The following is a 22,691-nucleotide window of genomic DNA, read 5'->3' as shown; positions in this document are numbered from 1 at the left end:
GTCATTTTTTTTGTCAAATTTGAATTACGACTAAAATGTCGATAAAACACACAATGTCACGCTATAAGTGTGTGATTCACTTTGCCCCATGAGCTCGCTTTGATATAAAGGCAAATAGAAATTTCCTAAGATGTACCTATTAATGCAAATAAGCCAGCTCAACCGACTCAAGCGCAGCGCTCTAATTTTTGTTTCTGTGCTACTACTCTCTGCCTGCCAGATTGAGTCGGAACCCAAAAGTGAATTCGAAAAGATTCAGGAACGTGGCGTGCTTCGTGTTGGCACGCTAAACAATCAGCTTTCCTATTATATTGGTCCCGATGGTCCCGCTGGGTTGGATTACGAATTGGCGCGTCAGTTTGCGGAGCAGCTCGGCGTCAAGCTCGAGATTAAACCTGCCTTTCGTCAAGCCGAGCTTTTTCCTGCTCTTAAGAAAGGAGATATTGATCTCATCGCCACGGGCTTAAATCAAACATCACAAGCGGTAAAACGCTTTAGACCGGGCCCTGCTTACTATTATGTAAGCCAACAAGTTGTGTATAAAAAGGGGCAACTTCGACCACGTGATATCGAACAGCTGATTGAATACCAAGCATCGAAAGACAGCGAATCTGACGAAGATACAAATGCAGGCGCACAAACATTAAAGATCGTCGAACAATCGCAATATGTTCCGACCCTAACCGCATTAAAGAAGCAATACCCAGAGCTACAGTTTGAAATTGTTGGCGATGCAGATACGAGAGACTTACTTAAATATGTATCCACTGGTGAGTTGCGTTTTACTGTGACTGACTCTGTAGAACTTTCCCTAGCTCAGCGCCTTTACCCCGATCTTGCGCTCGCGTTTGAACTTACAGAAGATCAACCAGTATCGTGGTTTACTCGACGCTCTGAAGACGAAAGTTTGTATGCGATGCTGATAGAGTTTTTCGGTAACATTAAACAATCAGGAGAACTGTCCACTCTCGAAGAGAAGTACATTGGTCATATTGAAGCATTTGACTACGTTGATACTCGCGCATTCATTCGAGCTCTGGATGACAAATTGCCTAAGTGGGCACCTTTATTCCAAAAGTACAGCGAAGAGTTCGACTGGCGCTTAATTGCAGCATTGGCGTATCAAGAATCACACTGGAAGCCAGCGGCAAAATCGCCAACGGGTGTTAGAGGGATGATGATGCTTACTCTGCCAACAGCGAAAAGCGTCGGGGTAACAAACCGTTTAGACCCTGAGCAATCTGTTCGTGGTGGTGTCGAGTACTTACGTCGCATTGTAGGTCGCGTGCCTGATAGCATCAACGAGCATGAAAAAATATGGTTTGCCCTGGCTTCATACAACATTGGCTATGGCCACATGATGGACGCACGACGACTTACTAAAGCGCAAGGTGGCGATCCAAACGCTTGGGCGGATGTAAAAGACAGATTGCCTTTACTGCGTCAGAAGCGTTACTACAGTCAAACTCGCTATGGGTACGCCAGAGGTGATGAAGCGCGTAATTACGTAGAAAATATTCGACGTTACTACCAATCCATCATTGGTCATGTCAGCCAAAGACCAGCGATTGATGAGAATAGCGATGACTTGCAAGTTATCCCGCCGCTCAACCCTGACATTTTGATATCAGGAGCAGTAGAGACCGTTGTAGAGCAAATATCTGGCGCTTCTGACGTCACGGTTGAAGAAGACACCGAACAAGAAAGCCCTGAAGAATAGACCCGCTGTAAACTAAAAAATGACGAGCCCATGAGCTCGTCATTTTTGTTGAGTCCTAGCGAAAACTTATCTAGAATCCAATATTCTGAGTGACACCAACCACACTCAATCATTCCTATGGTTGGTCGCCTTTTCTTCACCATTAGTTAAACTGATTGCTTTGTAACAGATTGCTTCGTAACCACATGGTTTAGCTCACTTGATGAAGCGGCGCTTTCGGCTACGCTCTGCCGAAATAACGTCACTCATATTATTAAGCACCGTATTGAAATTGTTTGCTGGCTCTGTGCAATGCAGAAGTCAAATGAAGAACGTTAAACCATCAAATGTTTAGTGCGATTATCGAGCCTATTGTAAAGCATCGATGAACCGCTATTTACTGGTATAAGTCTTGTCTGCAGGAGGTTTTGAATATGAGAAGACGTAGAGTGCAGTCAAAGCGTTTAAATAACACAGTAGCTGCTATCCGACGTAAACGTAAACTGACATGTATGAAAAAGAAAGTAAGTTCACGTAATCGTGTTTTTGTACATTTAGTCAATCACTAGTGCGTCCAAGCAAACATCTACCACGTTGTAGGTGTTTGCTAGCCCTCACTACTCCCACTACCTTCTTCGCTCTCTCCATTTTCTAATGCTTTTTGTGCTTGTTTCTTTGCTTTAATTTCCTTTCGGCGACGCTTAAAAAACGCTTGTAGCTGAGTACGGCACTCATCTTCTAGTAGCCCCTTTTCAACTAAGGCGTAATGGTAAGCAGCTTGGCTTTCAAACAAATTAAGCACTGTTCCTGCTGCTCCAGCTTTTAAATCTGGCGCTCCAAAAACGACCCGCTTAACGCGGCTATGCAATAAGGCTCCGGCACACATTGGACATGGCTCAAGTGTTACATACAAAGTCGTATCCAGAAGGCGGTAATTTTCTAGCTTTTGGCCTGCTTTACGCAGTGTTTGAATCTCAGCATGTGCGGTAGCGTCATTAGTACCAATAGAGCGATTCCACCCCTCAGCGATAATTTCACCATCTTTGACAAGCACTGCACCGACAGGTACTTCCCCCTCAGCTTCTGCTTGCTCAGCAAGCACTATCGCTCTGCGCATAAACAATTCATCTTGAGGGGTAAACGGATGGTTAGACAAAGGAGGCTCCAAAGAAACAAAAAACGATTGAAGTCAGGAATTTTATCACCAACTTCGGTTTCACTACAGCAACACATCACGAGACAAAGTTTGCAACTCCAAAAAAACTAGTTACAAGACCTATCGATGTTCGTTTTGCGAGAACAAAAAAGCGCAGATCGAAGACCTGCGCTTTTTGGCTACCAATTAGCGGCTTTCACACCCTACACATTTTTACATTGTATAAGTGTAAGGAGCTTGAATGCCTAGCGGGATGCCTACCATCCAATAAGCAACTAGGAAGATAGACCAACCGATCAGCATTGCGATCGAGAATGGCATCATTAGTGACGCAAGCGTACCGATACCAGCCGACTTCACATAACGCTGACAGTAAACCACTACAAGAGGGAAAAATACCATTAGAGGCGAAATGATGTTCGATACAGAGTCACCCACACGGTAAGCCGCTTGAGATAGCTCAGGCGAGATACCAACCGCCATTAGCATTGGCACTAGGATTGGACCAATTAAAGCCCATTTTGCCGATGCCGAACCAATAAGTAGGTTTACAGACGCGGTTAGAAGGATCATACCGATGATAGTCACTTCACCTGGTAGGTTCATCGCTTTTAAGCCTTCTGCGCCATACAACGCTAGCATCGTACCGATGTTTGACTGAGCAAATGCAGATAGGAACTGAGCACAGAAGAACGACATTACAATGTATGCGCCCATGGTCGACATAGTATCAGCCATCGCTTTGATAATGTCGTTGCTGGTCTTGAACGTTCCAGACACTTTACCGTAAACGTAACCAGGAATGATAAACAGAATAAAGATCAACGGCACGATAGACTTCATGATCGGTGCTGAGAAGGCAGTAATTTCACCTTCAGGCGAGCGAAGTGCTGATGTTTCTGGAATTAACGCTGCAACAAGTAAAGCAATACCCGCCATCATTGCCCAACCTGCATAACGGAATGCTTTTGATTCCAGTTCAGTAAATGAACCTAGGTTTGGCGCGGTTTCCGCATCGTCATCAATTGGCATTTTTGACAAACGAGGCTCGATGATTTTCTCTGTCACGTACCAACCAATCGCTACAATAATGATGGAAGATAGGCCAGTAAAGAAGATGTTTGCTAATGGGTTAACCACGTATTCAGGATCAAGAACCTGCGCCGCGGTTTGCGTAAAGCCTGCAAGTAGTGGATCGATACCAGAAGGGATAAAGTTTGCAGAGAAGCCACCAGATACACCTGCAAATGCTGCCGCAATACCCGCTAGAGGGTGACGACCTGCCGCATGGAAGATAATACCGCCCAGAGGAATAACCAGAACATAGCCTGCATCTGCCGCAGTATGCGACACAATAGCAACCAAAATAAGCATTGGAGTAAGAAGCTTAGCTGGCGTGAAGTTCAGCATCTTCTTAAGACCCGTCGTAATAAAGCCCGAAGAGTCTGCAACGCCCACACCTAGCATCGCGACAAGTACGATACCCAGTGGCGCAAAACCAGTAAACGTCGTCACCATGTTAGCAAGGAAACTTGCTAGCGCTTCGCCCGTAAGTAAATTAGTGATGGTAAGAGCTTCGCCCGTTCGAGGGTTTGGAAGATCGAATGATACATTCGACAAAAGTGCTGACGCCGCCCAAGTAATGATCAATGCCCAGAAGAACAAAATCGCAGGATCAGGAATTTTGTTACCTGTCCTCTCGATAAAGTTTAAAAAGCGCTCCATCCCGCTCGGCTTCGATGATGGTGCCTTATTTACAGCTTGGTTACTCATGGTAACTCCATAGTGAATGATGTTGGTGCCAAGGCCTATTTGAGTAATTATGACGGCCTACTATCCAACGAGTATTCTAGTAAACACTAATGGAGAAAGCACAAGGTTCTATATTTTTTTTCATAATTGGAGACATATTTTGCAAAAACACCACTTCAATTAAACATAATAAAAACAGTAGCACATCAACTCGATTAACAGTTCAAAAACCATTTATTAACCGTGACAAATCCAGTATCAAACAGGAATTACACCCGCATTTGTCTCAGCCCATGTATGCAATTGAACTTAGTTTTCGAATTCACTGTACTGTGAAATCATCGTTTTTAGCTGAACTGATCGCGTCTCGCCGACTCTATCCTTCCAGCTAGAGGTAATGGTGATAGTTTTCAGTGTTCCTGAAACCGTGGCAGCTGGAACTTCCCACTCGACGACATAAGGTCCAGTAACAGAAGAGCCTGTTGCAATAGAAGCAAAATTTGCAGGTGTGATGGTAGACATCGCCGCAGAAGCACCACGCGTCCGGAACCATTCGAGCTGGTTTTCTGCTAGACGAAGTGCTTCAATACTTTTTATGGCATATTCGGATTCACGTTCGAGATACACGTTTAGCTTTGTTAAACCTAGTGCCCCAACACCGATAAGCAGAAAAGAAATTAGAACTTCAAGAAGGTTAAAACCTTTTTGTTTAGAGATCATTCCAAGAGCCCTTTTTCCAGCGGAAATTAATAATCGGATCAACGACCTCATCGATGTTATCTCGGTTGTATGCAAAATTTAGAGAGTTAACAAAATAAGCACTATAACCTGGACTATCTAACACTTGTCCCCCCGAAAAACTAAATGAACCACGCTGCAGGTAAACGACTTTATCTAGAGCAAGCGTGGGAAAGTTAGCCGCATCCCCAAAATGATCTTTGGCCTCGAACAAGTTCCAATGTGTATCTAAATCTGTAAGTGAATTAGTCGTAAGTTGATAGAGCATACCAGGGAATGTCATTGAACCATGTACAGCAAAAATACCATCTTGAACCACAAGTAATATTGGAGCTTCTCCAGTAGCGGCAAAAGCTTCATTAAGATAATCAATGCCCCCTTTGATTGGTATCCCATCAGAATCATTCTCATACTCTCCAGAGCCATTCTTTTTCGAGGAAGTAAACTCACAGGACCCAGTAACCCAAATATGTGTTTTCCCTGCTGAAATTTGCTCCCCAACTTTCTTTCCACAATCAGTAACGACTTGGTTAGCTGAGTCGTCGTAATCAATCGTAGTAAACCCCCAGCCTGATTTCACCGAGTTCCAGTCACTGCGTGGCTCTCTAAAAATGTCGTAAAATGGCTCCAGGTCTGCATCTTGAATAAAGTCCTCTCCGTAACCTGAGTCAGAAGAGGTCACACTCATATGTTCCGATTTACAATCTATATTGTTGTGAACAAAGTCAGCATAAGGGGCAGAACCATGTATAACCCCTTGGTTTGTCGCTCCAGCACGTGAGTGAAATGCATTCTTATAGCGAATAGCAACACACTCCCACCCACTTCCTACAAATTCACCAGGGTCTGGTGTTGAAAATACAGAGCTACCATTAACGTATAAATCTGTACTACTTTTTATTGCTCCGGACGCTCTTCCTCTTGAAAGGATAAGTTGTTTTTCAACGGTCCGGCTGGAGTTTGGAACTGGCTTACTTAACAGCTTGTTGTCGGGTTCCAATGCTAATTGATGTAAACCTAAAGGCGTTTCACATCGGCTTGAAATTAGTGAAGTTGCAGAAGAAACATCACCGGTACTTTGAACTAAAGAATAGAAACACTCCAATCCCCCTTCAGCACGCCAATGCTCTTGTCGTGATTCAATTTGATTATTGGCACGCTTGATCTGATAAAAAAGAGACTTGTAGCTACCAAGCGACATCATTAACGCTGCGACAAGTAATACACTGACAACGAGTAACGCTACTGCACCTTGTTGTTTCTTCATTACTGCCAGTTCCTTTGCATCGCAGTAAACGACTGCTGAGTGCGAATATCAGTCGCATCTTTCAATTCGGTTCCCAATGTAACGGTCACCAGTACACTTTTTGCATCAGTGCTTTCTAACAGTTCACTAGTAAGGTCAAAACGATTAACGTGAATAACTTTCTTATCAAAAAGATTTTTACATGAGCCAGTGCCTGCAAGGTTAATCACGTCATCAACATCCCATATCGTTGTTTGCTTTTTTTCACAAACAAATAGCGACTCTGGCGTGCTAACTCGTTGCTCATAAGCTACGTTTTTATATAAAGGAAAAGAGCTAGCGCCAGCGCCAGAAACACCTATGTAATAAGCATAAGCAATCACCCCTCTATCAACATCATCGAGAGTGTAAATTGTGTTTGATGAGCCAGATATTTTTATAGAATTGCCATCGTTACCATCAAAACCAGCACGCTGAATGTCACTCTTGAGCATTTGCACGACACTTTCAGAGTTCTGTAACAACATTAGCTCTTTCGACCGTTCCATTATCACCCTTTGACCACTCACATAAATTGCCCCCACTGTCGCAAGAGAAATAAGCCCAAGTGCAGATGCGATCATAAACTCAACAAGGCTTGCCCCTTTTTGTTTAAACATAATCATCCTTTTAAGAGCAAGTTGAATAACCGTAATATTCTGTACTGTTGCTATCACTACACACTCGCACGCGAGCAGATAAAGTGTGGGAAATAAGTTTTAAGACTTTTGATGATTCACCAACAGGATGAAACTTCAAGTTTCCTGATGATGGTCGGCCATAAACGTCGTCAAAACTGATTTGGTCTGAATCGTAGTTAGGTGTAACGACAATACCGTCATACGGCTTACCTGATAAAGAGAACAACACAGTCCCAGCCCCCTCAGCTCCGTTATCTGTCAAATCAATACGCCAGTTTCCGTCACTGGATGAACTCCCAGACATGATGATGTGTGCCCAAAGTCTTTCACGCCGTAATACTGCTTCAGACTTGCCTTCAATAACAAAGCCATGCAATTCATTAGCTAAGCGCTGCATTTTGTTGGTTTCAAAAACATTTTGGAAAGATGGTGCTGCAAACGCCAATATAATACTCAGTACAGCAACAGTAATAAGAAGCTCCAACAACGTAAACCCGCGAGGCATTTCCCAAATTCCTATGTAAACGGCAAAAGGGCCGTAATTCATCTTGCACAGATGCTATCACCTGCCAAAAATAGGCGGAAAAGTGAAAAGGAAACTACTCGTGATGATTCGAATTTCTCGCTGTAACAGCTACAAAAAAAGATTGGGAGGGATGACATTGATCGAATTGCTGATAGCCGTAGTGATTGTCGGGATCATTGCGGCTGTCGCCTACCCTTCTTACACCAATCATGTGCTCAAGTCTCATAGGACAGTTGCCTTGAGCGATCTTAGTCGAATTCAGCTAGAGCTAGAAACATCTTATGATGGTGGGTACGACTGGAGTCATATTATCTCTGGAGGCACATGCACTCTATGCGATTCAGAGACAGATAGATTTTCTTTCAATATTGCGAGCTCTGCAAGTACGGCCTATACCATTACAGCAACAGCAAAATCGGCTCTGGGACAAGACGACGACGAGTGCTTGACTGGCGCTAAAACGATTACTTTAACGTCAACAAATGTCGAAGAACCAAGTGATTGCTGGAATTAGAAAGAACACCGAGATGCAAAAAGGCCTGCATTTTAGCAGGCCTTTGTATTTGTGCTTTTCACTAACGTCTAGCTGGTTAAATCATCAAAGAACTTTTTCACACCGTTGAAAAAGCCTTCTGATTTAGGCTTGTGCTTTGTCGCCGCTTCACCACCACAAGACTCTTCAAACTCTTTGAGCAGTTCTTTTTGGCGTGAGCTTAGGTTTACTGGTGTTTCAACAACCAACTTAACAATCAAGTCACCGATACCACCACCGCGAACGCCTTTCACACCTTTACCACGCATGCGGAACATACGACCTGTTTGTGTTTCTGAAGGCACTTTTAGGCTTACGCGACCATCTAGAGTTGGCACTTCAACTTCACCACCTAGAGCCGCCATCGCAAAGCTTACAGGCACTTCACAGTATAGGTTGTTACCATCACGTTCGAAGATATGGTGCTCTTTCACGTGCACTTGTACATACAAGTCACCCGCTGGAGCTCCCATCTCTCCCGCTTCACCTTCGCCAGATAGACGAATACGGTCGCCAGTATCAACACCTGCAGGGATCTTAACGTTAAGTGTTTTGGTTTTCTGTTTACGACCTTGACCATGACACTCATTACAAGGGTCTTTAATGATCTTGCCTTTACCGTGACAGGTTGGACAGGTTTGTTGCACTGCGAAGAAGCCTTGGCGCATCTGTACTTGACCATGACCATGACAGGTACCACATGTTTCAGCAGATGAGCCTTTCTTCGCGCCACTACCATCACAGGTATCACAGTGTACTAGTGTTGGTACTTCGATCTCTTTCGTTACACCACGAACCGCCTCTTCTAGCGTCAGTTCCATGTTGTAACGTAAGTCCGCACCACGTTGAGCACGGTGACCACCACCGCCACGACGACCACCACCAAAAATGTCGCCGAATACATCGCCAAAGATGTCGCCGAAATCAGCGCCGCCGCCGCCAAAGCCACCGCCACCGAAACCACCGCCGCCTTGTTCAAAAGCAGCATGACCGTACTGGTCGTACGCCGCTTTCTTCTGAGGGTCGGTCAGAACTTCGTACGCTTCTTTTACTTCTTTAAACTTGTCCGCCGCAGACTCATCACCCTGGTTTCGGTCTGGGTGGAATTTCATCGCTAGACGCTTATACGCCTTTTTGATATCGCGCTCTGAGGCATCACGGCTTACGCCTAATACTTCGTAAAAATCACGTTTTGACATGTTCTTCGTCACCAGTTAATTACTACAAACGGCATCGATTCACCGCTTGGTGTTTGTATCGTTCTAGGTAAGTGCACTTATCCGCAACATACTTAACTAGAAAGACAGCGTTTACAAACAGACGGGCGTAAGAGTTGCCCCAAACGCCCGCACACGAAGTCTTATCGACCCCAGATGGCTTTGCAGCCATCTGGTTAAGAAATATTATTTCTTGTCGTCTTTAACTTCTTCGAACTCAGCATCTACAACGTCGTCTTCTTTAGACTGTGCACCTGCATCAGCACCTTGTGCTTGCTGCGCTTGAGCTTGTTGTTGAGCGATTTCCATCAGCTTTTGAGAAGCTGTCATTAGTGCTTGAACTTTAGCATCGATAGCTTCTTTGTCTTCGCCTTTGCGCGCTGTTTCTAGCTCAGAAATTGCTGCTTCAATCTTCTCTTTCTCTTCTGCAGGTAGTGCTTCACCAGCTTCTTCTACTTGCTTACGAGTACCGTGAATCATTTGGTCAGCTTGGTTACGTGCAGTCGCTAGCTCTTCGAACTTTTTGTCCGCTTCTTTGTTAGCTTCTGCTTCTTGAACCATTTTCTCGATGTCTTCATCGCTTAGACCGCCAGAAGCTTGGATAGTGATCTTCTGCTCTTTACCAGTCTGCTTGTCTTTCGCTGACACGTGTAGGATACCGTCCGCATCAAGGTCAAAAGTAACCTCGATTTGTGGCATACCACGTGGTGCAGGCTGGATGCCTTCTAGATTGAATTGACCTAGAGACTTGTTGTACATCGCTTGCTTACGCTCACCTTGTAGAACGTGGATAGTAACCGCGCTCTGGTTGTCTTCCGCTGTAGAGAAAACTTGGTTCGCTTTAGTTGGGATAGTTGTGTTCTTCTCAACTAACTTAGTCATTACGCCACCCATTGTCTCGATACCTAGAGACAGTGGAGTTACGTCTAGTAGTAGTACGTCTTTAACGTCACCAGCAAGTACACCACCTTGAACTGCAGCACCCATTGCTACTGCTTCGTCAGGGTTTACGTCACGGCGCGCTTCTTTACCAAAGAACTCAGCAACTTTCGCTTGAACCATTGGCATACGAGTCTGACCACCAACTAGGATTACGTCAGTGATGTCGTTTACTGATAGATCAGCGTCAGCTAGAGCTACTTTTAGTGGCTCAAGAGAGCGTTGTACTAGGTCTTCAACTAGAGATTCTAGTTTTGCACGAGTCACTTTAATGTTCATGTGCTTAGGACCAGTTGCATCTGCAGTAACGTAAGGTAGGTTTACGTCAGTTTGAGAAGTAGAAGAAAGCTCGATTTTCGCTTTTTCTGCTGCTTCTTTAACACGCTGCATTGCTAGTGGATCGTTCTTAAGATCGATACCTTGCTCTTTCTTAAACTCGTCTACTAAGTAGTTGATTAGGCGGTTATCAAAGTCTTCACCACCAAGGTGGGTATCACCGTTAGTCGCTAGAACTTCGAATGTTTTCTCGCCTTCAACTTCATCGATTTCGATGATAGAGATATCGAATGTACCACCACCAAGGTCGTATACCGCGATAGTGCGATCGCCGCCTTTCTTATCAAGACCGTAAGCTAGCGCTGCTGCTGTTGGTTCGTTGATGATACGTTTAACTTCTAGACCTGCGATACGGCCAGCATCTTTTGTAGCTTGACGCTGAGCATCGTTAAAGTAAGCAGGTACTGTGATAACTGCGCCAGTTACTTCCTCACCAAGGAAATCTTCAGCAGTTTTCTTCATTTTCTTAAGAACTTCAGCAGAAACCTGAGGAGCCGCCATTTTTTGGCCTTTTGCTTCTACCCAAGCGTCACCGTTGTCAGCCTTAACAATTTTGTAAGGCATGATTTGGATGTCACGCTGAACTTCTTCGTCTTCAAAACGACGACCGATTAGACGCTTAATTGCAAATAGCGTGTTTTCTGGGTTAGTTACTGCTTGACGTTTCGCAGGTTGACCTACTAGCGTCTCACCGTCAGTGTAAGCAATAACCGATGCAGTAGTACGTTCGCCCTCTGCGTTTTCAATTACACGTGGTTTGTCGCCGTCTAATACAGCAACACATGAGTTAGTAGTACCTAAGTCAATACCAATGATTTTACCCATCTGGCTATCTCCGAATAAATTCTATTTTCGTTTGGTTATAACCCCAATGTGGGGGGAGGAGAATCGGGTTTCAACCCTTGCTCACAAACAAAAATAATCAATGTTTGCTTCTCTATGCCACATAGATAAGGGCGGCAAAATGCTTTTCAAGGGCAGAATTAAAAAAAAGCGTCTTTTTTCGAAATTTATGTGTTTCTTTCTGATTAGTTGGGAACTCGTCACACTGCTGTAGCGCAACAAAACACCATTTCTCAGGTAAATGTATTTATGCCCGACTCTTCCTAAACAAAAAAACGAGCTCATAAGAGCTCGTTTCAATATTAGGATTAGGGTTAAAATAAATGATTCAAGGCATTAAGCGTTCGCTTGAGCAGGCTCAGCGTCAACGCCTTCTTCTTTACCAATCTCACCTTCTGTTTTTGCCACAATGGTGTTCACTGCCGTGTCGCCCACAACGTTTGAAGACGTACAGAACATGTCATTAATACGGTCAACCGCAGCAATAATTGCCAAGCCTTCAGGTGGTAAGCCTAGTTGGTGAAGCAAAACGCCTACCATTACCACGCCGCCTCCAGGAACGCCACCAGCACCAATAGATAATAGAAGAATAGTTAAACCAAGCGTGAAGATGTCTGCGGTGTTAATTGGCTGGCCAAAAGCGTTCGCAACAAACATCGTTGCTAGAGCAATATAGATAGACACACCAGACATGTTCATCGTTGCGCCCAGTGGTACACCGAAGCCAGCAACCGATTTAGAGACCTGAAGCTTTTCTGTCAGTGTTCGCATCGTTACCGGGATAGTCGCGTTTGAGCTCGCGGTAGATAAAGAGAACAGAATCTGCTCACGAGTTGCACGTAGGAAAGTCTTTGGAGAGGTCCCTGTCGCAAGACTTACTGCCATTGGATAGAAGAAGAAGATCCAGAACACCAACATCGCAACCACCAAGGCCACATAACCAGCCACGGACATCAATGTATTGGCGTTTAGTGTTGCACCCAATTGAATCATTAGCGCGAACACACCATATGGCGCAAGACTCATCACTAACCCAACCAGTTTCATCATGATTTCATTTGCCATTTTGAACGTGCGGATGGCAGGACCACCACGAGAATCCAAAGCTTGAATTGCAAGACCTGTCAGAATTGCCATGAAGATGATTTGCAGCATGTCGCCGTTAGCAAACGCTTGTACTGGGTTGCTAGGAACAATGTTAACAACTAGAGAGAAAATGTCCGGCGTTTCTGTCGTCGTCAGCTGTACGGCCTCAGATACCGTTCCTGCCAGATTAGCACCCGCTCCTGGCTGGAAAATCAAACCAACAGTCAAAGCCGCCGTAATCGCAATGATGGTGTTAAGAATGTAGAGGGTAAAAGTTTTTCCACCAAGACGACCAAATGCACTGATGTCTTTCAAGTCAACAATGCCGCATACGATTGAAACGTAAACTAAAGGAACAACAAGCAATTTGATCAGCGAGACAAACATGCCGCCAACGCCTTCTGCTGCTCCAAGTAGGTATGTATCAAAAATCGCAATACCGCTAAATAAGTACTGAATTGCTGTTCCGAGCACAAGGCCGGCAAACAAGCCTATAAAAATCTTACTAGAAAGCGATTTATCCATTATAAATCTCCGATATGTTGTGTTTGCTATTTACATCTTTGTAGTTATATATGCTTACTTTTAAAGCATTAGTCGCAAATCATACACACGAAGGTTACAAAATAAAGTGATAATTTACACTTTTGTTAACAGAATTATTGTAGAAAAAATGACTATCTTTACATTCCTATGCAGGACAAACATTCACACAACGAATGATTACAGTTACTTATAGCCCTCTTCGTTCATAAACACGCAGTGAGATGAGAAGAAATCTCCTATAGGAAAATAATTAACCAATAAGAAAAAACATGAAGGGGATCAAACTTCCATTTTATCGATATACAATGAAGCTCATTACAACAACTTACGTTTAAAACAAAAAAGCGCCCATCAAAAAATGATGGGCGCTTTATATTTGAAAACAGGCAGTTAAGGTTATTTAGCAACCATTACCATTGCCGGACGAATCACACGGCCGTTTAGTTCGTAGCCTTTTTGCATAACAAACATAACTGTGTTTGATTCATGATCAGGGCTCTCCTGAATCGACATCGCTTGATGGAACTCTGGATTGAATGCTTCACCTTCAGGGTTGATTGCTTTCAAGCCAAATTTCGCTACAACGTCTACAAACGTTTTATGTGTTAACTCAACACCTTCTAGGAACGGCTTAACCGTTTCATTCTCTGTATCTGCCGCTTGAATTGCACGCTCTAGGTTATCAATAACAGGAAGCAACTCTTCGGCAAACTTGTTCAACGCAAACTTACGTGCTTTATCGATTTCTTGCTCGGTACGACGACGCATGTTTTCTACTTCAGCTTTAGAACGCAACACCGCATCTTGCTGCTCTTTTACTTTTGCCTCGCTAGACAATAGTGCCGCTTCTAGTTGAGCAATCTTAGCGTCTGTCTCATCACCAATTTCTTCAAGCTCAGCTTCAACTTCTTGTGCTTCAGCTTCTACTTTTTCAGCCTCTTCGATGATTTGATCAAGCTCTTCTTCTGTAACTTTGTTTTCTTCGTTGCTCATGATATCTCCAGAATTCAACATAATGCCCTTAAAGCCATGCGCGTTTTTGCGGGCTTTAACCACATAAAAATTCGCATATTTAGGTGACTTGCCATTATTATGGGGATGAAGATTCCTGATTCAAGCCTCTTTAATGCGGAAATGCTATGAAAAATCCATGTAACGTGATCGCGATTATCGGAAAACCAAGAGATCAACAAGCAATTCAAACTCATAAAGAGTTGTACCAATGGCTGACCTCTGAAGGCTATAAAGTATTTATTGACGATCGCCTTGCCGCAATACTGGATGATATCCCGCAGAGTCAATTTGCCAGTTTAGTTGAACTAGGAAAAAATGCCGATCTAGCCATTGTGGTTGGTGGGGATGGCAACATGCTAGGCGCGGCAAGAATTTTATCCCGATTTGATGTACCAGTCATAGGGGTGAACCGTGGAAACCTGGGCTTCTTAACTGACTTAAACCCAGACGAGTTCCAAGCGTCTCTGCAAGCGGTACTCGACGGTGAGTATATTGAAGAAGAGCGCTTTCTCTTAGAAGCGGAAGTACACCGTCACGGGCAAATTAAAAGCCACAACGCTGCGCTAAATGAAGCTGTACTTCACCCAGGGCAAATTGCCCATATGATTGAATTTGAAGTGTACATTGATGAAAGCTTCGCCTTCTCTTTACGAGCCGATGGTTTGATTGTCTCCACACCAACGGGCTCGACCGCATATTCGCTTTCTGGCGGTGGTCCAATTCTTTCGCCTAGCTTGAATGCCATTTCACTCGTGCCAATGTTTCCTCATACCTTGTCGAGTCGACCTTTGGTGGTTGATGGAAAGCGTCGAATTAAATTGGTGGTGTCACCAGAGAACCGAGGAACACAAGAAGTTAGCTGTGATGGACAAGTGTCTCTCCCTGTTTCTCCAGGAGACGAAATCCACATCTATCAAAGTCCAAATGTGCTCAAACTCATCCATCCCAAGGACTACAGCTACTATCACGTTTTACGTAACAAGCTTGGTTGGTCTAGTAAATTGTTCTAACACTTGTTACTCAGGGAAATGACTTCAATAAAAAAGCCAGCAGCTTAATTGCCACTGGCTTTTGGCTTTCTTAGACAAGAAATAGACACAAAGTAGTGAGGCGACACGATATTTGCTGTCATTAAAGAGAAGTTTATAAATTTTGATCCTGTGGGCAAAGTTTACACAAAAGATAGAAAAGCAAATTCAATGACCTATGTCCGGTGATATTCTCACCATGAATAGAGTATTAACTCTATTTCATAAAATCAATAAAGGACATATTATGAAGAAAACCATCATTCTGTCTGTTCTCAGTACATTAGCACTTATTGGCTGCCAATCAGAGGAAACGCAAGTCAACAGTGTATCCAACGCAAAAGCGGAAGATATCACTAAGACGAAGCGTGCCCTCGCTCAACAATTGAGTGAGAACTATGCTGCCATTGAACCCATGTTGAGAAGAGATATTACTCCACAACAGACTAGCGTCTCTGTATCAGCATTTGTTCAACAAAACCCCAACTCCGAGTTTAGCCATCAGCTTGTACAAGCTGACACTCAAATTCGTAGCTGGAAAGGTATTTCTGAATACTCAGATCAGTTGCTGGAAGTTCGTTTAGCGAATGAGAGCATGATAACAGCATGGCAAAGTGGCGAGGTCGAGCCATTATTTGCATTTGAACCAAGTGGTGATGATGAGAATTGGCAATATATCGAAGCATTTGATGTGTATGGCAACATCCATCAACTCGATGTTTACCAACTCCCAGATGTACCTGTACTCGTTGTTGATAACAACAGCTCTGCTGAGCTAAAAGCAGGCTTGCAAGCTATGCAAGCTGAGATGAAAAAACTCGGTCAGCCAGCTTTAGTTCAACCATACGTTGCTGATGAACAACGCCAAAATGCACCGCTATTGTCAAGTAGCACAGTGGGCGAAGCGGCTCCAATTCAAACAACGCAGTTGAAAAAGATCCGTCTAGCCGATGACAAAGAACCTTGGATCTCTGGCAAGGCAGAAATCTACGCTATCGTAACGGGCGTCAATCCAAGTCGTGATGAACCGACTCTCGATTTAGTGGAGCTTCCATACTTAGACTACGATAACCAAGATTACTACCCGAATCAGATCATTATTCACTGGTCTCGTTACCGCTGGGGCGCTGCAGATATCGTGCTCATGGAACAAGATGATGGTACAGACTATAAACAGTTGGCAAAACTCCTCGTTCAAGTTGCTGGAGAAGTGCTGAAAGCGATTCCAGATCCAGAAGTTCAGGCTTACGCGATTATTCCGCAAATCACTAATAAGATCATCGACACGATCCCTGACGGCGTCCTAACGAATGATGATGACTTCGTCGACGTTTACTACACACTAATGCAAGACACATCATACGTGGATCATCCAGGTGCTGGTGTGAATGCAGTAGTCACATTAGAGCCGCTCACGATTAACCCAACTCGTCCGTAACCTGTTCAATTTTAATGAGTCGTTGTAATCACTTCGGCTCATTTTTCCCACTTCATCACAAAAAAGCACCCCACACAGAAATTTTTTCTCACCCGTCTTTACTGTATAAAGAAACAGTATATACTGTTCTCTTATACAGTATTGTTCAGTTATACAGGTAAATAAAAAATGCTGGCTCATCTAAGTGTTAATAATTTTGCGATTGTTAAGTCTTTACAACTCGAGCTGTCTAAGGGCATGACCACCATCACAGGTGAAACAGGCGCGGGTAAATCCATTGCTATCGATGCTTTAGGGCTCTGCTTAGGCGGACGAGCCGATGCTGGCATGGTTCGACAAGGTGAAGAAAAAACCGAAGTTAGTGCCGCTTTTTTACTGGACAACAACCTACATGCAACGCGTTGGCTAGAAGATAACGATCTGCTTGATGGCAGTGAATGTATTTTGCGTCGTATCATCACAAAAGAAGGTCGCTCAAGAGCCTTCATTAATGGCAGTCCTGTCCCACTATCACAGCTCAAATCTTTAGGGCAACTGCTGATCAATATCCATGGGCAACACGCTCATCATCAATTGATGAAAAGCGAACACCAAATGGCTATGCTCGACCAATATGCAGGTCATCTAAACCTACTAAAAAGCACACGAAGTGCTTACCAGCATTGGCGTCAGGCAGACAATAACCTCAAGCAACTAAAAGAAAATAGCCAGCAAAACCAGGCGCAAAAACAGTTGCTTGAATACCAAATCAAAGAACTAAATGAGTTATCGCTAGGTGAAGAAGAATTTGCAGAGCTCGAGCAAGAGCACAAACGACTATCCAATAGTGGTGAACTCGCCACTACCTGTCAGCAAGCCATCGAACTTATTTACGAAGGTGAAGAAGTCAATGCGCTTGGTATTTTGCAATCGGCCAATCACTCCCTAATTCAACTAGCTGAGTTAGATGAAAAGCTATCTGAGCTACCCAACATGTTGTCAGAAGCGATGATTCAACTGGAAGAAACGAAGAACGAATTACGCAGTTATCTAGATGGCATAGATGTGGATCCTGCTCGTATGGCTTATGTAGAAGAACGTTTTTCTAAAGTGATGTCTGTTGCTCGCAAACACCACGTGATGCCAGAAGAACTATACCAACATCACCAAGATCTTCTGGCTCAAGTAGAAGCGTTAGATTGCTCTGATGAACGTTTAGATGAACTCGCGCAAGAAGTGGAACAAAAGTACCAAAGCTTCCTAAACCAAGCAGAAAAACTACACAAATCACGCAGCCGTTACGCAAAAGAACTGAACAAACTGATCACACAAAGCATGCACGAATTGAGCATGGAAAAAGCGGTATTCAATATCGAAGTCAGCAATGAAAACACGCACCCATCACCACTTGGCATGGACAGTGTGTGCTTCTTAGTATCGACCAACCCAGGACAGCCATTGCAACCTATAGCAAAAGTTGCGTCAGGCGGTGAGCTATCACGCATCTCATTAGCTATCCAAGTGATTACCGCTCAGAAAGTGGATACACCAAGCTTGATCTTCGATGAGGTGGATGTCGGTATTAGTGGTCCAACAGCAGCTGTAGTCGGCAAAATGCTACGCAAGCTTGGCGAGTCTACTCAGGTATTGTGTGTCACTCACCTCCCTCAAGTTGCAGGTTGTGGCCATCAACAAATGTTCGTGGCTAAACAAACAAAAGCTGGCCAAACCGAAACACAAATGCACGCATTAGATGAACAACAACGTGTGGCAGAATTAGCTCGCCTACTTGGAGGTAGCCAAATTACAGATTCTACCCTTGCAAACGCCAAAGAGCTCCTCATCGCCGCTTAGCCATGCTCTTTCAAAGATAGAGTCACGAACACTACTCCGTGACTCTACCTCCCCCATCACCATATCAAAGTGCTTGGGTTCTGATTCCCTTTCGAAATAATGGTCAGTGCCACCCCATAGCTCAATAACTTGGCTATTTGTCATTAGTTACCGCTTAAACTGGATAGAAAATCGCTCATCGACATAAACATACATGTGAGAGAATCAATAAATGCAACTCAACTCAAAATTCGTTGTCAGATTTCCTATCATACGACGCATAGCTTTTTACATCTGCGTCGAGCTTGTTTATTATCAGCGCAGTATTTTAAAGGTTACTAAGAAATTATTATGCAATTAAAGAAGTGGTTAGTTGCCGTACCATTAGCAATGACATTGCTGACAGGATGTTCGGTATTGGAAAAACTGGTTTATCGCATTGATATCAACCAAGGCAACTATGTAGAACAAAGTGCGGTAGATAAATTAAAGTTTGGGATGACTAAAGCACAGGTTCGCTTCGTACTAGGGTCGCCAATGCTTATTGAAAACGGCTACCCAAACACTTGGTACTACATTTATCACCATACTCCTGGTCACGGTGATCCAGTGCAAAAAGACCTGATCGTTAACTTTAACGATCAAGGCACACTCGCAGATATCAGTGGTGACTTCCCAAAAAGTGACGCTTTTTACGAACAGATTCAGTAAACGACTTTTGCAAAAAACCTCTCACATGAGAGGTTTTTTATTATCTAGATATCGCGCAATCACACTTTGAATCAATGACGCCATCCATTGGGACTGATATCAAGTCTACTTATCCTTACGTACAGAGCTAGGCTTACCACCGGTGACTGGGTCTGCATTCCCATCGACTTTGGCCTGCTCAGCCCGCTTACGACGAATCTCTTTCGGGTCTGCGAGTAACGGACGATATATCTCTATTCGATCTCGATCTCGAACGGTCGCATCTAACTTCACATTACGACTAAACACACCCACTTTATTCTTAGATAAATCAATTTCAGGGTATAACTCTAACACGCCAGATTGTCGAATGATCTCTTCTACCGTTGCGTGATTATTCACCACTAAATTAAATACACGCTGTTCATGAGGAAGAGCATAGACAACCTCTACGTGAATCATATCTGACTCAATACTCATAACACTCGTAGACCTGTTTTGCGCGTTTAGTGAATGCATTTACCATGTTACTGGTAAGCTCGTTAAAAACCTTACCGAAGGCCATCTCAATCATTTTACTTGAGAATTCAAACTCAAGCTTTAGCTCAACCTTGCAAGCTTGCTCATCTAGCGCGGTAAAAATCCAACCACCACGCAACGTCTTAAACGGGCCATCCACCAAGTTCATCATAATTGCTTGGCCAGGGATCAGCTCATTTGAAGTAGTAAACGTTTTGCTGATACCAGCCTTCGCCACATCGACAGAAGCCACCATACCATTACCCGAAGACTCAATGATTCTAGAGCCCGAGCAACCAGGCAGAAACTCAGGGTATTTAGCAACATCGTTAACCAGATTGAACATCTGTTCAGCACTAAAAGACACAAGCGCAGAACGGCTGACTTGCTTCATACATACTCCTATCGATACATGTACAGGTTTAAAGCTCCTGCCAATTTTACTTTTATTCCACGATTGCGCAAATAAAAGGATTTCCTATCCGATATCCAACCCGTATAATGTCGCTATTATGGCAAAGAAAAAAACTAAACAAAAAGCGGGTAGCAATACTATCGCGCTGAATAAAAAAGCTCGCCACGAGTATTTCATCGATGATGAAATCGAAGCTGGCTTGGAGCTCCAAGGTTGGGAAGTGAAAGCCCTTCGCCAAGGTAAAGCCAATATTTCTGAAAGTTACGTATTTATGCGTGACGGTGAAGCCTTTGTGAGTGGCATGACAATCACTCCTTTAAATCAGGCATCGACACACGTTGTGGCGAACCCCACACGTGTGCGTAAACTACTAATGAGTCGTCGTGAACTAGACAACCTATTCGGACGTGTGAACCGTGAAGGTATGACATTAACGGCCCTCTCTCTGTACTGGTCTCGCTCTTGGGTGAAACTAAAAATTGGCGTAGCAAAAGGTAAAAAGCTGCACGATAAACGTACGGATTTAAAAGAAAAAGACTGGGCAAGAGAGAAAGCACGCGTAATGAAGAGTACACTGCGTTAATCTTGACCACTTAAACGCATAGTACTGGACAGCCAATGCTTTTCTGTTACTATGCGAATATTACCTGGGGCTGATTTAGGATTCGACGGGAATTCAGAAGTCTGAGGTGCATGCCGAGGTGCGGTAGGCCTCGTTAAAAAACCGCAAAAAAATAGTCGCAAACGACGAAAACTACGCACTAGCAGCTTAATAACCTGCTCAGAGCTCTCTCGCCCTAGCTTCCGCACGTAAGACGGGGAATAACGAGGGATCAAACCCAAACGCGCTAGCCCGGATTCTCCCGCCTGAGAGATGAACGGCGAATTTTAATTCAGGCTAGTCATTCATTAGCGTGTCGGTTCGCAGGTGGGTGGCGAAATTAAAGATCGACTAAGCATGTAGTACCAATGATGAACGGTTTTCGGACGCGGGTTCAACTCCCGCCAGCTCCACCAAACGTTTGGAAAAGGCCACCTTCGGGTGGTCTTTTTTGTATCAACAATCCACTTTCCACATTGTCTTCTTTTCTCACGCACTCATGCTACCTGATAACTTTTCACGAGCATTGCTGCATAACTCTGAACGTATGCCGATTTAAAAACTCGTTGAGTATTAGGTAACAGACGATACGCTCATAAATACACAACCAAAAGCACATGGAAGTTCAGAAGAACTCATTCAAGGCCAAAAAGTGTGTACTATATGCTCTTCGATTTAAAGTGTTCTAAGTTTTTGGGGTATCAACAACTACGAGTGCTAAATCTAAGTTATAGAATTATGATGGGTTAAAGTTGAACAATTTGGGTTTATCACTAACCATCAAAAGATACTTAATAAGCCTTTTCTTTTGTTCTTGGTTATCACAATTGGCGGAAACATAAATTATCAAGTCAATCTAGCATTACGATGTAAATTAATAAAAACACCTCTTGACCAAGCGACTAATTAACTATTTTCAATATGATTTCATTGTCTGAAACCTGGTATTTATAGAGATCTTTACCATTCGATAGCTCTCGTTTATTTTGCTTCCACATTACCTGATGAAAGCCTCAAAAATCCAATATAATATAACTACCAAAGATTAGCGAAGACTGAGTGTTCCAGATTTAAACTTCATTAATGCTAATAAAAATCGGTCAAGTAGATAAACATAAATCTAAAAATGTAATTTTCAAATTCACAAGTTACAAGGACAATGCAGTACTAATCACATAGTTAACATTAAATATTGTAAAAACACACAATACATATACATTTATAGATTTTTAAAATGAAAAAATTCGATGTGAAAAATTACTTAGTTGGATTTATTACAATCATATTGTTGAGCATTAATATGAGTTTTGGAGAGAGTATATTGAATAGCGATAAAGTTAACCAATACACACCACAAATCAATGGTGTGCTAACAAAAAAAGGGAAGCCGATTAATAACCAAAAGGTTAGTCTTAGTATTGGTTTAAGCGCTTCAGGAAAATCAATAGACTTATCAACATTTACTGACAGCAGTGGTCGGTTTGAATTTTCTCCTGTGTATGAGAACAAAGAGAGCGTTAAGATCCCGCTTATTGAACATTATGTAACTATTGTTTTAACCACAGAACTAGATATTGATGAAAGCGTTATTATTTGGGAAGGTTCGTTCGATGGCTATGAAATAGAGGATTACGTAAAAAACAATATGGCTAATCTAGTCTGTGATGCAGCAAACCCTCTTAAGTACTTTGCTTTTTCAATTGATGATGACGAAAACGATGACTACTACGTAAATAGTCAATGTGATTTATTTGGATCCGTCATTCCGCAGCCAATTTAGGAATAAACTGCTTCATACAGAACACCAAGAAGCTTAAGCAGCCGAGTCTGATGCTCTTGAACACCCGTTATGAAGCTTTGGCCGCCAAATTCGAGTGT

Annotated in this window: 20 protein-coding genes and 1 other RNA gene; 9 read left to right on the top strand and 12 right to left on the bottom strand. The window is 43.3% G+C overall.

Annotation, left to right across the window (positions count from 1 at the left end; all coding sequences use genetic code 11):
• Positions 1 to 142: 142 nt before the first annotated feature.
• Positions 143 to 1,720 carry a membrane-bound lytic murein transglycosylase MltF gene (gene mltF / locus NL643_RS08045; protein ID WP_182033352.1) on the top strand — a complete coding sequence of 526 codons (1,578 nt, stop codon included), beginning with the start codon at positions 143 to 145 and terminating at the stop codon, positions 1,718 to 1,720.
• Between the two features lie 586 nt (positions 1,721 to 2,306).
• On the opposite strand, the gene tadA is transcribed toward mltF, so the two are convergent.
• The 6 genes from tadA to NL643_RS08015 form a co-directional block, all read right to left on the bottom strand.
• Positions 2,307 to 2,855 carry a tRNA adenosine(34) deaminase TadA gene (gene tadA, locus NL643_RS08040; RefSeq protein ID WP_253644242.1) on the bottom strand — a complete coding sequence of 183 codons (549 nt, stop codon included), beginning with the start codon at positions 2,853 to 2,855 and terminating at the stop codon, positions 2,307 to 2,309.
• Positions 2,856 to 3,068: 213 nt separating this feature from the next.
• Positions 3,069 to 4,628: an AbgT family transporter gene (locus NL643_RS08035; protein WP_005383758.1), complete on the bottom strand. Its 1,560-nt coding sequence runs from the start codon at positions 4,626 to 4,628 to the stop codon at positions 3,069 to 3,071.
• 288 nt (positions 4,629 to 4,916) lie between these two features.
• Positions 4,917 to 5,327 carry a prepilin-type N-terminal cleavage/methylation domain-containing protein gene (locus NL643_RS08030; RefSeq protein WP_134647901.1) on the bottom strand — a complete coding sequence of 137 codons (411 nt, stop codon included), beginning with the start codon at positions 5,325 to 5,327 and terminating at the stop codon, positions 4,917 to 4,919.
• A complete protein-coding gene (locus NL643_RS08025) occupies positions 5,317 to 6,612 on the bottom strand; it encodes a hypothetical protein (protein ID WP_253644241.1) in 1,296 nt (431 codons plus the stop codon). Before NL643_RS08025 ends, NL643_RS08030 begins: the two co-directional genes overlap by 11 nt.
• Positions 6,612 to 7,250 carry a PilW family protein gene (locus tag NL643_RS08020; RefSeq protein ID WP_253644240.1) on the bottom strand — a complete coding sequence of 213 codons (639 nt, stop codon included), beginning with the start codon at positions 7,248 to 7,250 and terminating at the stop codon, positions 6,612 to 6,614. Before NL643_RS08020 ends, NL643_RS08025 begins: the two co-directional genes overlap by 1 nt.
• Positions 7,251 to 7,260: 10 nt before the next feature.
• On the bottom strand, positions 7,261 to 7,776 hold the full coding sequence (locus NL643_RS08015; RefSeq protein ID WP_186584447.1) for a GspH/FimT family pseudopilin: 516 nt from the start codon (positions 7,774 to 7,776) through the stop codon (positions 7,261 to 7,263).
• Positions 7,777 to 7,879: 103 nt separating this feature from the next.
• On the opposite strand from NL643_RS08015, the gene NL643_RS08010 reads away from it, so the two are divergent.
• On the top strand, positions 7,880 to 8,311 hold the full coding sequence (locus NL643_RS08010) for a type IV pilin protein (RefSeq protein WP_203347270.1): 432 nt from the start codon (positions 7,880 to 7,882) through the stop codon (positions 8,309 to 8,311).
• 68 nt (positions 8,312 to 8,379) lie between these two features.
• Here the strand turns inward: NL643_RS08010 and dnaJ are convergent, their stop codons facing one another.
• The 4 genes from dnaJ to grpE all read right to left on the bottom strand — a co-directional run bounded on the left by dnaJ (position 8,380) and on the right by grpE (position 14,289).
• A complete protein-coding gene (gene dnaJ / locus NL643_RS08005) occupies positions 8,380 to 9,528 on the bottom strand; it encodes a molecular chaperone DnaJ (protein WP_005391453.1) in 1,149 nt (382 codons plus the stop codon).
• Between the two features lie 204 nt (positions 9,529 to 9,732).
• Positions 9,733 to 11,646 carry a molecular chaperone DnaK gene (dnaK, locus tag NL643_RS08000; RefSeq protein WP_048626076.1) on the bottom strand — a complete coding sequence of 638 codons (1,914 nt, stop codon included), beginning with the start codon at positions 11,644 to 11,646 and terminating at the stop codon, positions 9,733 to 9,735.
• 354 nt (positions 11,647 to 12,000) lie between these two features.
• Entirely contained in the window at positions 12,001 to 13,275 is a 1,275-nt protein-coding gene (locus NL643_RS07995; protein WP_012842090.1) for a dicarboxylate/amino acid:cation symporter, read from the bottom strand.
• Between the two features lie 417 nt (positions 13,276 to 13,692).
• A complete protein-coding gene (gene grpE / locus NL643_RS07990) occupies positions 13,693 to 14,289 on the bottom strand; it encodes a nucleotide exchange factor GrpE (protein WP_012842091.1) in 597 nt (198 codons plus the stop codon).
• Positions 14,290 to 14,435: 146 nt separating this feature from the next.
• On the opposite strand from grpE, the gene nadK reads away from it, so the two are divergent.
• The 4 genes from nadK (at position 14,436) to bamE (ending at position 19,299) form a co-directional block, all read left to right on the top strand.
• Complete coding sequence (gene nadK / locus NL643_RS07985) at positions 14,436 to 15,320, top strand: NAD(+) kinase (RefSeq protein WP_005391462.1); 885 nt, start codon at positions 14,436 to 14,438, stop codon at positions 15,318 to 15,320.
• A 265-nt stretch (positions 15,321 to 15,585) separates the two neighbouring features.
• The gene (locus NL643_RS07980; RefSeq protein ID WP_084742357.1) at positions 15,586 to 16,776 is read left to right on the top strand and encodes a DUF3103 domain-containing protein; all 1,191 of its coding nucleotides are present in this window, start codon (positions 15,586 to 15,588) and stop codon (positions 16,774 to 16,776) included.
• A 168-nt stretch (positions 16,777 to 16,944) separates the two neighbouring features.
• A complete protein-coding gene (recN, locus tag NL643_RS07975) occupies positions 16,945 to 18,609 on the top strand; it encodes a DNA repair protein RecN (protein ID WP_104971335.1) in 1,665 nt (554 codons plus the stop codon).
• 330 nt (positions 18,610 to 18,939) lie between these two features.
• Positions 18,940 to 19,299 (top strand): outer membrane protein assembly factor BamE, encoded by a 360-nt coding sequence (gene bamE / locus NL643_RS07970; protein WP_005391468.1) that lies wholly within the window; start codon positions 18,940 to 18,942, stop codon positions 19,297 to 19,299.
• A gap of 105 nt (positions 19,300 to 19,404) precedes the next feature.
• Here the strand turns inward: bamE and NL643_RS07965 are convergent, their stop codons facing one another.
• Both NL643_RS07965 and NL643_RS07960 read right to left on the bottom strand, forming a co-directional pair.
• Positions 19,405 to 19,758, bottom strand: a complete 354-nt coding sequence (locus NL643_RS07965) for an RnfH family protein (protein WP_253644239.1) — start codon at positions 19,756 to 19,758, stop codon at positions 19,405 to 19,407.
• Complete coding sequence (locus NL643_RS07960; protein WP_005391473.1) at positions 19,748 to 20,191, bottom strand: SRPBCC family protein; 444 nt, start codon at positions 20,189 to 20,191, stop codon at positions 19,748 to 19,750. The genes NL643_RS07965 and NL643_RS07960 overlap by 11 nt, the downstream gene beginning before the upstream one ends.
• A gap of 118 nt (positions 20,192 to 20,309) precedes the next feature.
• Here NL643_RS07960 and smpB point away from each other — a divergent pair, with 118 nt between their 5' ends.
• From smpB to NL643_RS07945, 3 genes are all read left to right on the top strand, one after another.
• Positions 20,310 to 20,795: an SsrA-binding protein SmpB gene (gene smpB / locus NL643_RS07955; protein ID WP_005391476.1), complete on the top strand. Its 486-nt coding sequence runs from the start codon at positions 20,310 to 20,312 to the stop codon at positions 20,793 to 20,795.
• Positions 20,796 to 20,861: 66 nt separating this feature from the next.
• Positions 20,862 to 21,229: a transfer-messenger RNA gene (gene ssrA / locus NL643_RS07950) on the top strand.
• Between the two features lie 818 nt (positions 21,230 to 22,047).
• Positions 22,048 to 22,593 carry a DUF6795 domain-containing protein gene (locus tag NL643_RS07945; protein WP_253644238.1) on the top strand — a complete coding sequence of 182 codons (546 nt, stop codon included), beginning with the start codon at positions 22,048 to 22,050 and terminating at the stop codon, positions 22,591 to 22,593.
• The last annotated feature ends 98 nt before the right edge of the window (positions 22,594 to 22,691 follow it).

The organism is Vibrio sp. Y42_MX_L11, from assembly GCF_024181785.1.
GTDB lineage: Bacteria > Pseudomonadota > Gammaproteobacteria > Enterobacterales > Vibrionaceae > Vibrio > Vibrio diabolicus.
Note: the sequence above shows the minus strand (reverse complement) of the source record. Positions and strands in the feature narration are given on the sequence as shown.